We start from the raw sequence: 12,739 nt of genomic DNA, 5'->3' as shown, positions 1-12,739 counted from the left end.
GCGCTTCCTCTCCCCATTCCGCGTGTGTCCCCCAAGGAGCGGCACAGCATGAGCACTCTCGACGTCCTGTCCGAGGAGGAGCGGCTCGTCGTCGCCGCCGTGCGCGAGTTCGTCGACAAGGACGTCAAGCCGGTCGTCCGGGAGCTCGAGCACGCCAACACCTATCCCGAAGCCCTGATCGAGCGGATGAAGAAGCTCGGGATCTTCGGGCTCGCCGTCCCCGAGGAGTACGGCGGCACACCCGTCTCCACCTCCTGTTATGTGCTCGTCACGGAGGAGCTCGCCCGCGGCTGGATGAGCCTGGCGGGCGCGATGGGCGGCCACACGGTGGTGGCCAAGCTGCTGCTGCGGTTCGGCACCGCGGAGCAGAAGCGCCGCTGGCTGCCGCGGCTGGCCACCGGCGAGGTCCGGGCGACGATGGCGCTGACCGAACCCGGCGGCGGGTCCGACCTCCAGGCGATGCGGACTGTCGCCCGCAGGACCGCGGACGGCTACGTGGTCAACGGCTCGAAGACATGGATCACCAACTCGCGGCGGTCCGGGCTGATCGCCCTGCTGTGCAAGACCGATCCGGACGCCATTCCCGCACACCGGGGCATCTCCGTCCTCCTCGTCGAGCACGGCCCCGGGCTCACCGTCTCCCGCGATCTTCCGAAGCTCGGCTACAAGGGCGTCGAGAGCTGCGAGTTGTCCTTCGAGGACCACCGCGCGCCGGCCGACGCCGTCCTGGGCGGGGTCGAGGGCGAGGGGTTCGCCCAGATGATGAAGGGGCTGGAGACCGGGCGGCTGCAGGTCGCCGCCCGCGCCCTCGGCGTCGGCCGGGCGGCCCTGGAGGACTCGCTCGCGTACGCACAGGAACGGGAGTCCTTCGGCAAGCCCATCTGGCGGCACCAGTCGATCGGCAACTACCTCGCGGACATGGCCACGTCCCTCTCCGCCGCACGCCACCTCACCCTGCACGCCGCACGCGAGGCCGACGCCGGTCGGCGCGTGGACATGGAGGCCGGCATGGCCAAGCTGTTCGCCTCCGAGACCGCCATGCAGATCGCCCTCAACGCCGTGCGCATCCACGGGGGTTACGGCTACTCGACCGAGTTCGACGTGGAGCGCTACTTCCGGGACGCCCCGCTGATGATCATCGGCGAGGGCACCAACGAGATCCAGCGGAACGTGATCGTGCGCCAGCTCGTCGAGCGGGGTGGGCTGGACGCGTGAGCCGGTCACGCGCCGCGAAGCGGAGGTGCTCGCACTCCTCGTCCCTCACCACCTCCAGGCAGCTGCCGACCGTGCGTGTCTCCTCGGGGTAGCCGGGCGCGGGCGGCCGCTCGCGAGGCCGTTCGAGCTCGGCGTCGGTGACGAAGACGAGGTGGCGCAGGGTCTCGACGAACGACCACTCGTCGTGGACCCGTTGGTGGCGGGCCGCTTCGGGCAGCCGCTCGGAGTGGCGTCGGTCCGGCTCGGCGGCCACGAACGCGGTGACGTCGTCGTGGTGAGGTCGGTGACCGCGAAGCGCGCACCGCGGAACGCGTCCGTGTGGTCGCTGTCGTACTCCCCCGCCGACCACCGGTGCGGACCGTACTGTGCCGCTGCCACGGTCGGGCCCCTATTCGATGCCGTCGAGGAGGGCGAGCACGCGCCGGGTGAGCAGGGTGGCGGCGTGCTCGTCGTACGACGGCAGGCTGTTGTCGGCGAACAGGTGCTGCTTGCCGGGGTAGAGGAACAGTTCGGCGGCGTCGGGGGCCGATTCGACGAAGGCGCGGGCCGCGTCGAGGTCGCCCTCGCCGACGAAGTACTCGTCCGCCTCCATGCCGTGGACCTGGACCGGGACCTGCCGCGGCCAGTCGCCGCCGAACTCCGAGGCCGGGACGCAGGAGTGGAACAGCAGCGCGCCCTTCGCGCCGGTCCGGTTCTGGGCGAGGTACTGCGCCGGGAGGACGCCCAGCGAGAAACCGGCGTACACCAGCTCGTCGGGCAGCTCGGCCGCGGCGGCCCGGCCGCGCTCGACGAGGGTGCCGAACCCGATGCCCTGGGCGTGCGCGACGCCCTCTTCGAGGTTCTCGAAGACCCGCCCTTCGTACAGATCCGGCACGTGGACGGCGTGTCCGGCTCCCCTGAGCGACTCGGCGAACGCGTGCACGCCGGACGTCAGTCCGTGCCCGTGATGGAACAGCAGTACTTCAGTCATGTCGGCCCCCTCCTTCGGCGCGCAGCCCAGGTGACTCCGCGGGACCGAGTATGGACCGGGGCACTGACATCGCCCGGCGGTCTCCGCGCACCCACGCCGAACATCTCGTCCGGTGGGCGGGCGTGCCGTGTGAGGGCGGGGCCACGGACTCGGGACCGCTGCGGGCCGACGACCTCGGCAGTGGCGGCTCGGGCGGCGAGCTGATCACGGTGACCGGCTACGTCCTCTTCGACGCCCTCTTCGTCGACCACCCCGACACCTCCATGGCCGCCGTGGTGCCCTGGCTGCTGACCGCCCCGCTGAGCCTGCTGTACACCCTCCTGCCCGACGGCGCCCTCTCCGGCACGAGCACCGGCGTGTTCACCGCCCTCTACCTCGCGGGGATCACCTTCGCCGCCCTCGCGAACGCCGCCTTCATGGGCCATGTCGTCCACAGGCTCCGCCAGCCGTTCCCCGGCACCGCGCCCAGCGCCTGAAGGACCACGCCTGGCGGGCGAGGCGGTGGGCGAGGCGGGCGTCGGTCCCGCCTACTTCACCCCGCCCGCATCCAGCAGCGCCGTCACCGTCGTCGTGGTCAGTCCTTCCAGCGTCTCGATCCCGGCACCGGCCCGGGCGCTCGCGCCGTCGAACACCAGCATCAACTGCCGGGCGAGCAGCTCGGGATCGCGCGCACCACCCAACTCGGCCTGCACACGGAACACCTCTTTCATGCGCCCCTTCGCACCGACCGCGACCACCGACGCCGGGTGCCCGGGGTCCTTGAGTTCGACGAGCGCGGCGAGGAACGGGCAGCCGCGGTACTCGGGCCGCACCGAGGCCGCCTCCATCCACTCGAAGATGTCCAGGATGCGCTCGCGCGGCGTCCCGGCGTCCTCCGGGTCCGGCGCGAGCTGCTTCTCGTACTGCGGAATCCGCCGTTCCAGGCTCGCCGCGAGGACGTCGTCCTTGCTCTCGAAGAGCTGGTACATCGACCGCTTCGAGACACCGGCCGACCGGCACAGCGCCTCGATGCCGATGGATACGCCCTCGCGGTAGACGAGGTCGGCCGCCGCGTCCAGCAGCCGGTCCCTGGTGGACGCCTTGTCTGTAGTGGCCATAAGGGCAGGTTACCGCGCGGGACGAGACAAGGAAACCGATCAGTCTCCCCGGGCCGCGTGGGCGCAATCACACGTGACACAGCGACTGAACAAGCGCTTGGATAGTGACGTTCGGATCGTGTGTCCCACCCCGCCGTGCCGCGCTGGAGGCCCCGTTGCTGTTCACATCCGTCGACGATGTCTCCGCGCGTCTCGCCGAGACCGGCTATCTGGCCTCACCCGCGGTCGCAACCACGGTCTTCCTGGCCGACCGCCTGGGCAAGCCGCTCCTGGTGGAGGGCCCCGCCGGGGTCGGCAAGACCGAACTCGCCAAGGCCGTCGCCCAGGTGGCCGGGGCCCGACTGGTCCGGCTTCAGTGCTACGAGGGCGTCGACGAGTCCCGGGCGCTGTACGAGTGGAACCACGCCAAGCAGCTGCTGCGCATCAGCGCGGGCCGCGACGAGACGTGGGACGAGGCGCGCACGGACATCTTCAGCGAGGAGTTCCTGCTGCCGCGCCCCCTTTTGACCGCCATCCGCGGCGACGACCCCAAGGTGCTGCTGATCGACGAGACCGACAAGGCCGACGTCGAGGTGGAGGGGCTGCTGCTGGAAGTGCTCAGCGACTTCCAGGTCACCGTCCCGGAGCTCGGCACGATCACCGCGACCAGCCGGCCCTTCGTGGTCCTCACCTCGAACGCGAGCCGTGAGCTGTCGGAGGCGCTGCGCCGCCGTTGCCTCTTCCTCCACATCGGCTTCCCGGAGGAGGAGTTGGAGCGTCGCATCGTACGACTGAAGGTGCCGGGTCTGGACGCGGCGCTGACGGAGTCGGTGGTGCGGGTGGTCGGCGCACTGCGCGAGATGGACCTGCGGAAGGTCCCCTCGGTCGCCGAGACGATCGACTGGGCACGCACCCTGCTCGCGCTGGGCGCCGACACCCTCGACGGGACCGTCGTACGTGACAGTCTCGGCGTGCTCCTCAAGCACCAGGACGACATCCTCAAGGCGGCCGCCAAGCTCGACCTGGACGCCATGTGAACGCGCCGACGGGCGTCGCCGAGCGGCTGACGGGACTGGTCGGCGCGTTGCGCGCGCACGGCGTGCGGATCGGCACCGGCGAGACGGTGGACGCCGCGCAGGCGGTGGTGGCGCTCGGCCTGACCGACCGGGAACTGCTGCGTGAGGGCCTCGCGGCCACTCTGTTGCACAGCACGGGGCAGCGCCGGGTGTTCGACCCCGTCTTCGACCTGTACTTCCCGCGTCTCGTCGGGGCGCCGATGTCCGAAGGGCGCGAGAGCGACGCTCCCGCCGCCGACCGGGAGGACCTGCGCGACCGGCTCGCGGCCGCGCTCGCCGCCGGCGACCGGGAGACGCTGGAGCGGTTGGCGATCGAGGCGGTGGACGGCTTCGGGGGCTACGGCTCCTCGCCGGGGTCGGACGGCTGGTCGTCGTACCAGACGCTCGACCGGCTCCGCCCGCAGACGCTGATGGCGCGCGTCCGTGACAGCGTGCGGGCACGGCAGGAGGGAGCGGCGGGGTTCGCCGACCGGCTGCTGGAGGACGAGATCCGGCGGCGTATCGAGGTGTTCCGCGCGCTGGTCGCCTCGGAGGCGCGGCGCCGGGTCGCCGAGCGGCGCGGCCGCGACGAGTTGGCGCGGCGGGCGGTGGCCCCGACCGCCGACCGGGTCGACTTCCTGTTCGCGGGGCGGGACCGGCTCGCCGAGCTGCGCAGGACGGTGCAGCCGCTGGCGCGCAAGCTGGCCACCCGGCTCGCCGCACGCCGCCGCCGGGCCGCGCGCGGCACCATCGACCTACGGCGGACCCTGCGCGGTTCGCTGTCCACCGGCGGGGTGCCCATGAAGCCGGTGCTGCGCAGGCGCCGCCCCGTCCGGCCCGAACTGGTGCTGCTGTGCGATGTGTCGGGCTCGGTGGCGGGCTTCTCGGACTTCACGATGCTGTTGGTGCAGGCGCTGCACGACCAGTTCAGCAAGGTGCGGGTGTTCGCCTTCGTCAACCGGATCGACGAGGTGACCGGCCTGCTCGTGCACGGCACGGCCGATCCGGAGGGGCTGGGTGCCCGGATCCGCTCGGAGGCGACGCTCACGGGCTGGCACGGCAGCAGCGACTACGGCGTCGCGTTCGGCGAGTTCGCCGAGCGGTACGTCGACGCGGTGGGACCGCGCACGACCGTGTTCGTCCTCGGCGACGCCCGGACGAACATGGGGGACCCGAATCTGCCGGCCGTCCGGCGGTTCTCCGAACGGGCCCGCCGTGTCTACTGGTTGAACCCCGAGCCGCTCTCCCAGTGGGGCACGGGCGACTCGGCGGCGCCCGAGTACGCCGAGCTCGTCGAGATGCACGAGTGCCGCAACGTACTGCAGCTCAGCGGGCTGATCGGCCGACTGTTGCCGGTCTGACCGCCGGGGGCGGAGCGGGATCGGCCTCCCCGTCTCCCCGCCTCCGTTACGCGACCAGCTGCGGGTACATCACGCCCAGATCCTCGGCCAGCTGGGCCTTGACCTGCCGGGAGAGGTCGTCCGCCAGCACCTCGAAGGCACCGGACTCGATACCGTCGAGGGCCTGTGCCGCGACGCTCTCGGGCGAGGACTTCGGCGCGTCCACGTGCGCGGCCAGGTCGGTGTCGACGTATCCGACATGCAGGCCGGTGACGTCGATGCCGCGCGGCTTCAGGTCGAGGCGCAGGGAGTTGGTCTGCGACCAGAAGGCCGCCTTGGAGGCGCTGTAGGAGCCCAGGAGCCCTACCCACGACAGCACCGAGTGGACGTTGAGGAGGTGGCCGCCGCCGTTGCGCTCGATGATCGGCACGAAGGCGCGCGTGACGAGGAGAGGGCCGAAGAAGTTCGTCTCGAACTCGCGGCGGACGTCCTCGACGGGCGAGTCCAGGAAGTTCGCGTTCACGGACGCGCCGGCGTTGTTGATCAGGACGGTGACGTCCTGCGCCTGCTCGGCGGCCGCGGCGACGGACGCGGGGTCGCTCACTTCCAGCGCCAGCGGCACCGCGTCGGGGTGCGTGACGGTCCGCGGGTCGCGTGCGGTGGCGTACACCTTCGACGCGCCGCGCTCGTAGAGGGCCTGCACGAGCGCGCGGCCGATGCCGCGGCTGCCGCCGGTGACCAGGACGACCGAACCTTCGATGGATGTCATGAGAACTCCCGAAGCCACGGGGAAACCGATCGGTATCCCTTCACCGGAAGAGTAAACCGATCGGTTTCCAAGGGCAAGACGGGAGGCGAGGAGGGGGCACGGAGGTGGGCGAAGAAGGGGGCAAGGAGCGGACACGAAAACGGCCCGCCCCGACGGACGGGGCGAGCCGTTGACCGTGTCCGGATCAGGACGCGACGGCCACCGTCTCCACGACAGCCTCGTCCGCCGCGGCATCATCGGTGGCCGCGGCCTTCTTCTCGACCGTGTACTCCTGGGCCGCACCCCTGGTCAGACCGACCAGCGCCACGGCCACGATCAGCACGAACGCGACCCCGGCGATCGCGAAGCTCAGCGTGAACTGGCTCTCGGCGGGCAGCGCGGGCGCGCCGGCCGGCAGGTGCTGGATGGTCTTGGACGCCAGCAGCGAGGTGATCACGGCGCTGGCGATCGCGCTGCCGACGGAGCGGGAGATGGAGTTGAGGCCGTTGGCGATGCCGGTCTGGTGGTGCGGCACGCTCGCCACGATGAGCGCGGGCATGGCCGCGTAGCCGAAGCTGATCGCGACACCGATCAGCAGGCCCGCCAGGATGATCGACGCGGAGGTGTCGTGCGCCAGGGTCAGCCACGCGAAGCCGGCGACACCGAACACCGCACCCACGGCGAGGGTGAACCGCGCCCCGATCCGCCCGACGAGGATCCCGCCGAACTGTGCGGCGAGCAGCGAGATCAGCGTGGTCGGCAGCAGGTACTCGACCGAGGCGCGCAGCACCGAGGCGCCGAATCCGTACCCGGTGAGTTCCTTCGGCATCTGCGCCAGGTACGCGACGCCGATGAACTGGGAGAACATCGCGAAGCCGAGGAAGAGGCCGGCGAGGTTCGTGAAGAGCACCGGGCGGTGGGCGAACATCCCCATGTCCACCATCGGCGCGCGGACCTTGCGCTCGACCAGGACCCAGACGCCCGCCATGACGACCGCGGCGACGAACAGGCCGATGGTGCGGGCGGAGGACCAGCCCCACTCGTGTCCCTGCGAGATGGGCAGCAGGAGCAGGACGAGCAGCGCGGCGAGCGTTCCCGCGCCGAGCCAGTCGGTACGGCCGCCGGTCGTCGAGCGTGAGGAGGGGACACGCAGGACGACGCCGACCAGGGCGAGGGCCGCGAGCCCCACGGCGAGCCAGAACACCCGGTGGTAGTCGGGGTCCGAGCCCCGCGTGAGCAGTCCGGCCGCGACCAGGGCGAGTCCGCTGCCGACCGCGAGCGTGCCGCTGACCAGCGCCATCGCGCCGTGCAGCTTCGCCGGGGGTATTTCCTCGCGCAGGACCGAGAGGGCGAGCGGGAAGATCGCGGTGGCCGCGCCCTGGAGCACCCGGCCGACGATCAGCCACAAAAGCGAGGTGGTGGTCGCCGCCAGCACCGAACCGGCGATCATCAGCAGCAGAACCCCGATCAGCGTGGGCTTCTTGCCGTGCATGTCGCCGAACCGGCCGAGCAGCGGGGTGAAGACCGCGGCGGACAGCAGGGTCGCGGTGGTGACCCAGCTGACGTTTGCGGTGGTGGTGCCGAGGTCGCTCTGGATGATGCTCAGGATCGGTACGACGAGGGTCTGCATCATCGAGACGATCATGGCCGCGAGGCCGAGGACCAGGACGAGTGAGAGGTCGCCGGTGGGGCGCCCGGGCGCCACGCGATCTGTGGGTGTCACGGTGTTCTTCCGTTTGGTCAGGACGTCCAGCAATCACGGAGAGTGATGCCGCGAAACTTGAGGACCGCAAAGCTATAGAGACTGGAAGTTTGAGGTCCTCAAGTAACTTGATAGAGGTAAGCATCGAAGGTTGAGGTAGTCAAGTTTCGGGTTACGCTGGATCCATGTCCGCGACATCTGGAACGAACCGCTCCACCGAGGCGTCCGACACCGGACCCCTCACCGTCTCCAACGTCATGCTTCTCGACACCCTGTGGGCGTCGATGGTCAGCCTCTACGCGGATCTCACCAGCGCCGCCGCCGCGCACGGCCTCACCTACAGCCAGGCCAAGGCGCTCAACGTACTGCGCCAGGGCCCGGCTCCGATGCGTGCCCTGGCGGGCACACTGCGCTGCGACGCCTCGAACATGACCGGGATCATCGACCGGCTGGAGGCCCGCGGTCTCGTCTACCGCGAGCCCAGCCCCACCGACCGACGGGTCAAGAACGTCGTCCTCTCGGAGGACGGGGCGGCCGCCGTGTCGAGCATCCGCGACGGCATGCACGGCACCCACCGGGCCCTCGACTCACTCAGCGACGCCGAGCGGACCACCCTCGAAGGCCTGCTCTCGCGCCTGTTCGTCGCCGAGGACGACAGGGCCTAGGGAGGGACCCAGGGATTTCCCCGAAGAGTCGGGGTGCGGCGCGGCCCTAACCTCGCAGGTGATCGGCCGGGGTGGCAGGCGAAGCCCCGGGCAGACACAGGGGGTGGTCGCGGTGGGCAGTGCCGATGTGATCGCCGATGTGTCCGACATCCTGGTGCACGTCCTGACCGCCGCGGTACGTGAATCCGACGCCCACGCCCGCGTACGGCTCGTCGAACTCGTCGGGCAGCAGCGCGGCGGCGGCCACGGAGCGCTCGGCCTCGAACTCTTCCTGTACGAGGTCGCCGAGGACCCGAGCGCACGCAACCGCCCGTCCCGCCACACCGTGATCGAGGATCCGGGCACCGGTGCCGCCCGCCAGGAACGGCGCAGGGCGGACATGGCCCTGCTGCTGCGCTATCTGCTCATCCCGACCGGCGGTACCCCCGACGCCCAGCAGCGGATCCTCGGCCGGGCGATGCGGGCGCTGTACGACGACGCCATCCTCCAGGGCCCGTTGCTGGTGCCGGCCGCGCAGAGCAACAGCGTGGCCGACGCCGGGGAGTCACTGAAGCTGCGACTGGCTCCCCTGTCGCTCGACGAGCGGGCCAAGGTGTGGTGGGCGATCTCGCAGCCGTACCGGCTCTCCCTCAACTACGAGGTACGGGTGGTCAATCTGGCCTCCCGGGACATCACCACGGAATCGGCCGTCATCGGCGGCGACGTCGGCGTCGGGTCGAGCGCGGGAGGCCGCCCGTGACGGCCGGCGGCCCGGCGGTGGACACCGTACGGATCGCGGTGGGGCCGGTCTGTCTGCTGCCGTGGGACACCTTCACCGGACGTGCCCCGGTCCTGCCCGTCACCGCCCTCGTCGAACGCCGGACGCGCGGCGGGCAGTGGGCCGCCGAGGACGACGTACCGGTCGTGACGACCCCCAGCGGCGCGATCGTGCTGCCGTCCCTGGCGAGCGCGCGACCCGCGCCCGCGCCAAGTGCCGTACAGCGACTGCGGATCCGGCTCGTCTCGCCATATCTGCTGGACGCCGAGCATCCGGCCGGCGTGGAGTTCGACGCCCCGGCGTACGCGGCGCCCGCGGTGACCCGGACACGGCTGTATCCGCTGCCCGCCTACCCGTTCCCGCCCGGCACCCGGCTGCTGCACGGACGGGTGCGGCGCGGCGGGAGCCCGGTGGCGGGAGCGGCGGTCGTCGGCCGGGCCCGTGCGGACGCGGAACATCTGCCGCGGGTCGCCGCGTGGACGGAAGTCGCGGCCACGGCCGGGGACGGCGTCTTCCGGCTGCCACTGCGGCGGGTCGGCAGCAGACCGCAGCAGCCCCCGCCGGATCCCGCCGCGCCCGACGCCGAGTGGTTCACGGTCACGGCGCTCGCGGAGCCGGGCCGGGCGGGCGGCCCCCAGGTGTCCGTCCAGCTGACCGCCCAGGACATCCGCGGTACCGAGCAACTCATCGAGATCCCGTAGCGGAGTAGCGGAGGAAGTCCCGATGCCCGAATACCTCAGCCCAGGCGTCTACGTCGAGGAGATCTCCACCGGCCCGCGGCCGATCACCGGAGTGGCCACCAGTACCGCCGGCATGGTCGGACTGACCGCCCGGGGCCCCGACTCGGGCAAACCCAAGCTGGTGACCAGCCTGTTGCAGTTCCACCGGCTCTTCGGCGGCTTTCTGCCCGAGCCGGACCCGGCCGGTGTCCGCACGGCCGACGGGAACGGCATGCGGTGGTGGCTGCTCCCCCTCGCGGTGAAGGGGTTCTTCGACAACGGCGGGCAACGGCTGTACGTCAAGAGGCTCGTCCCCGCGGACGGCGCCGCCGCCCAGGCGTCCGCGACGCTCCACGACACCGCCACCCCACCCGCGCCGGTCCTGTCCGCACAGGCGGTACAGGCGGGTGAGGGAGGCAACGGCCTGCACGCCGTACTGCGCCTCGCGCGGTCCGCCGGCTATCCCGTCGTCGCCCCCGCCGCGGCGCCCTCCGGTGTCCCCCCGGCCACCGTGACGCTCGCCCACCTGGGTGCGATCGGCGACGGCGACACCGTCCTGCTCCTCCCCGCCGACCGTACGAAACAACCCGGCCTGCACACGGTCGTCTCGCACGCGCCCGCCGGGAGCGACGTCACCCTCACCCTGGACCGCCCACCCCAGGCGGCGGCCGTCGCAGGCGACGCCCTCGTCCTGGCCGGGTTCCGGCTGGAGATCATCGACGCGCCGCCCGGTGTCCCACGGGCCACCCGGACGATCCCGCCGGCGTCCCAGGCGGCCTCCGCCGATCTGGCCACGCTCGCGCAGGACGTCGGTGCCGACCCGGACGCACCGCTCACCCTCACCATCGGCGCGAGCCCGCTGCCGTATCTGAGCACCCGTGTCTCCCGGACCGATCCGGGCCGGCCGCTCGCCACCCTGGATCTCGTGGACGGCGACAGCGGCGGCGCCACCCTCACCGCCGCCGACTACATCGGCGTGGACGGCGGCAGCGGGAACCGGACCGGCATCCAGGCGCTCGAGGACATCGACGAGGTCGCGATCTGCGCCGTGCCCGGGGTCTGGGAGCCGACCGTCCTGGACGGACTGAAGACGCACTGCGAGATCCTCGGTGACCGGTTCGCGGTGTTCGACGGACCCCCCACGACCGATCTGGAGGTCGTCAGGGGCTTCCGCGCCGCGCTGTCCACCGACCGGGCCGCCCTGTACCACCCCTGGCTGCACGTGCCGGATCCCACGGGCACCGGCAGCGCGGACGCACCCCCGTCGGGACACATGATCGGCGTCTACGCCGACACGGACGTCAGGCGCGGGGTCCACAAGGCCCCGGCCAACAGCGTGCTGCGCGGCATCGTCCCCGGGGCCGGCCTGGCCGCGGACGTCACGAAGCGCGAGCAGGACACCCTCAACCCCTTCGGGATCAACGTGCTGCGCGCCTTCCCCAACCTGGGCCAGCGGGTATGGGGCGCGCGCACGCTGGCCGACGACACCCGGTGGCAGTACGTCAGCGTCCGGCGGCTCTTCCTCTTCATCGAGGAGTCGCTCGACGAGGGGCTCCAGTGGGTGGTCTTCGAGCCCAACTCCGAGCAGCTGTGGGCCTCGGTCCGGCAGACCATCGGCGCCTTCCTGACCGGGGTCTGGCGCGGCGGCGCGCTGGCCGGCGCCACCGCGGAGGAGGCGTTCTACGTCATCTGCGACCGGACCACCATGACCCCGGACGACCTCGCCCAGGGCCGACTGGTCTGTGAGGTCGGGGTCGCCCCGGTCTTCCCGGCCGAGTTCGTCGTCGTCCGGATCCAGCAGGCGACCCGCGAGTCGACGACCTCCTGACCCGTACCGAAACCGAAGGAACCCAAAGAGAGGGGTCGGCCGTGCCGCCCGTTCAGCGTGACGATCCGTACGGTGCCTACAACTTCCTCGTGGAGGTCATCGGCATCGCCCCCGACGGCCATGATGTGACGGCGTCCTTCACCGAGGTCACCGGGCTCACCGTGGACATCCAGCCGATCGAGTACCGCGACGGCAACGCGAAGAAGCCCCATGTGACCAAGCAGCAGGGCCTCGCGAAGATGTCCAACCTGGTCCTGAAGCGCGGCATCACCGGCCATCCGGAGTTCTGGAATTGGGTCAAGTTGTCGATGAACGGCAGGACCGAGCGTGCCGAGGGCGCCATCACGCTCCTCGACGAGAACCGCAGCGCGGTCATGCGCTGGAACTTCCGCCGCGGCTGGCCGGTGAAGTACACCGGCCCCTCACTCGGCGCGACCAAGAACGAGATCGCCATGGAGACGCTCGAACTCTGCGTCGAAGAGCTCGAGATCGCTTAGTCGAAGGGCTCTGGACCGCGTGGTCGAAGAGCCCTGGATCGCGTGACCCGAGCTCTGGATCGCGTAACCGGGAGAACATCGCGCAACCGGGGGAACACCGTGCCCGCATCCGCCCTAGGACCGCCGCCGCCCGCCCACCCGTCGCCGCCGTCACTTCCACCACCACC

At 71.3% G+C, this 12,739-nt stretch carries 14 protein-coding genes; 9 read left to right on the top strand and 5 right to left on the bottom strand.

Translation table 11 applies throughout. From position 1 onward, the window contains the following. The first annotated feature begins 48 nt into the window (after positions 1-48). The gene (locus ACZ7M3_RS32780; RefSeq protein ID WP_472067970.1) at positions 49-1,215 is read left to right on the top strand and encodes an acyl-CoA dehydrogenase family protein; all 1,167 of its coding nucleotides are present in this window, start codon (positions 49-51) and stop codon (positions 1,213-1,215) included. On the opposite strand, the gene ACZ7M3_RS32775 is transcribed toward ACZ7M3_RS32780, so the two are convergent. Together ACZ7M3_RS32775 and ACZ7M3_RS32770 are read right to left on the bottom strand one after the other, a co-directional pair. Beyond that, positions 1,136-1,468: a DinB family protein gene (locus ACZ7M3_RS32775; protein WP_472067968.1), complete on the bottom strand. Its 333-nt coding sequence runs from the start codon at positions 1,466-1,468 to the stop codon at positions 1,136-1,138. The two genes, ACZ7M3_RS32780 and ACZ7M3_RS32775, sit on opposite strands and share 80 nt — an antisense overlap. Before the next feature lie 135 nt (positions 1,469-1,603). Then, the gene (locus ACZ7M3_RS32770) at positions 1,604-2,185 is read right to left on the bottom strand and encodes a dienelactone hydrolase family protein (RefSeq protein ID WP_472067966.1); all 582 of its coding nucleotides are present in this window, start codon (positions 2,183-2,185) and stop codon (positions 1,604-1,606) included. 50 nt (positions 2,186-2,235) lie between these two features. On the opposite strand from ACZ7M3_RS32770, the gene ACZ7M3_RS32765 reads away from it, so the two are divergent. Further along, positions 2,236-2,661 (top strand): SCO4225 family membrane protein, encoded by a 426-nt coding sequence (locus tag ACZ7M3_RS32765; protein ID WP_472067964.1) that lies wholly within the window; start codon positions 2,236-2,238, stop codon positions 2,659-2,661. A gap of 51 nt (positions 2,662-2,712) precedes the next feature. On the opposite strand, the gene ACZ7M3_RS32760 is transcribed toward ACZ7M3_RS32765, so the two are convergent. Further along, positions 2,713-3,282 (bottom strand): TetR/AcrR family transcriptional regulator, encoded by a 570-nt coding sequence (locus tag ACZ7M3_RS32760; protein WP_472067962.1) that lies wholly within the window; start codon positions 3,280-3,282, stop codon positions 2,713-2,715. Between the two features lie 158 nt (positions 3,283-3,440). Here ACZ7M3_RS32760 and ACZ7M3_RS32755 point away from each other — a divergent pair, with 158 nt between their 5' ends. Together ACZ7M3_RS32755 and ACZ7M3_RS32750 are read left to right on the top strand one after the other, a co-directional pair. Beyond that, on the top strand, positions 3,441-4,298 hold the full coding sequence (locus ACZ7M3_RS32755; protein ID WP_351299551.1) for an AAA family ATPase: 858 nt from the start codon (positions 3,441-3,443) through the stop codon (positions 4,296-4,298). After that, complete coding sequence (locus tag ACZ7M3_RS32750; protein ID WP_472067960.1) at positions 4,295-5,677, top strand: vWA domain-containing protein; 1,383 nt, start codon at positions 4,295-4,297, stop codon at positions 5,675-5,677. Before ACZ7M3_RS32755 ends, ACZ7M3_RS32750 begins: the two co-directional genes overlap by 4 nt. Before the next feature lie 46 nt (positions 5,678-5,723). Here ACZ7M3_RS32750 and ACZ7M3_RS32745 read toward each other — a convergent pair whose 3' ends face one another. After that, complete coding sequence (locus ACZ7M3_RS32745) at positions 5,724-6,425, bottom strand: SDR family oxidoreductase (RefSeq protein WP_472067958.1); 702 nt, start codon at positions 6,423-6,425, stop codon at positions 5,724-5,726. Between the two features lie 184 nt (positions 6,426-6,609). Continuing rightward, entirely contained in the window at positions 6,610-8,127 is a 1,518-nt protein-coding gene (locus ACZ7M3_RS32740) for an MFS transporter (protein ID WP_472067956.1), read from the bottom strand. 164 nt (positions 8,128-8,291) lie between these two features. On the opposite strand from ACZ7M3_RS32740, the gene ACZ7M3_RS32735 reads away from it, so the two are divergent. The 5 genes from ACZ7M3_RS32735 to ACZ7M3_RS32715 all read left to right on the top strand — a co-directional run bounded on the left by ACZ7M3_RS32735 (position 8,292) and on the right by ACZ7M3_RS32715 (position 12,572). Beyond that, a complete protein-coding gene (locus ACZ7M3_RS32735; protein ID WP_472067954.1) occupies positions 8,292-8,771 on the top strand; it encodes a MarR family winged helix-turn-helix transcriptional regulator in 480 nt (159 codons plus the stop codon). 112 nt (positions 8,772-8,883) lie between these two features. Then, positions 8,884-9,510: a Pvc16 family protein gene (locus tag ACZ7M3_RS32730; protein ID WP_472067952.1), complete on the top strand. Its 627-nt coding sequence runs from the start codon at positions 8,884-8,886 to the stop codon at positions 9,508-9,510. After that, positions 9,507-10,229: a hypothetical protein gene (locus tag ACZ7M3_RS32725; protein WP_472067950.1), complete on the top strand. Its 723-nt coding sequence runs from the start codon at positions 9,507-9,509 to the stop codon at positions 10,227-10,229. The genes ACZ7M3_RS32730 and ACZ7M3_RS32725 overlap by 4 nt, the downstream gene beginning before the upstream one ends. 22 nt (positions 10,230-10,251) lie before the next feature. Next, positions 10,252-12,075 (top strand): phage tail sheath family protein, encoded by a 1,824-nt coding sequence (locus ACZ7M3_RS32720; protein ID WP_472067948.1) that lies wholly within the window; start codon positions 10,252-10,254, stop codon positions 12,073-12,075. 41 nt (positions 12,076-12,116) lie between these two features. Then, positions 12,117-12,572: a phage tail protein gene (locus ACZ7M3_RS32715; protein WP_067361825.1), complete on the top strand. Its 456-nt coding sequence runs from the start codon at positions 12,117-12,119 to the stop codon at positions 12,570-12,572. The last annotated feature ends 167 nt before the right edge of the window (positions 12,573-12,739 follow it).

Source organism: Streptomyces sp. NPDC111656 (genome assembly GCF_055656965.1).
Note: the sequence above shows the minus strand (reverse complement) of the source record. Positions and strands in the feature narration are given on the sequence as shown.

What these genes read in the sequence shown, in the direction of transcription:
- ACZ7M3_RS32780 (WP_472067970.1), top strand. Translation starts at nt 49, where the DNA reads ATGAGCACTCTCGACGTCCTGTCCGAGGAGGAGCGGCTCGTCGTCGCC.
- ACZ7M3_RS32770 (WP_472067966.1), bottom strand. Translation starts at nt 2,185, where the DNA reads ATGACTGAAGTACTGCTGTTCCATCACGGGCACGGACTGACGTCCGGC.
- ACZ7M3_RS32765 (WP_472067964.1), top strand. Translation starts at nt 2,236, where the DNA reads ATGGACCGGGGCACTGACATCGCCCGGCGGTCTCCGCGCACCCACGCC.
- ACZ7M3_RS32760 (WP_472067962.1), bottom strand. Translation starts at nt 3,282, where the DNA reads ATGGCCACTACAGACAAGGCGTCCACCAGGGACCGGCTGCTGGACGCG.
- ACZ7M3_RS32745 (WP_472067958.1), bottom strand. Translation starts at nt 6,425, where the DNA reads ATGACATCCATCGAAGGTTCGGTCGTCCTGGTCACCGGCGGCAGCCGC.
- ACZ7M3_RS32735 (WP_472067954.1), top strand. Translation starts at nt 8,292, where the DNA reads ATGTCCGCGACATCTGGAACGAACCGCTCCACCGAGGCGTCCGACACC.
- ACZ7M3_RS32720 (WP_472067948.1), top strand. Translation starts at nt 10,252, where the DNA reads ATGCCCGAATACCTCAGCCCAGGCGTCTACGTCGAGGAGATCTCCACC.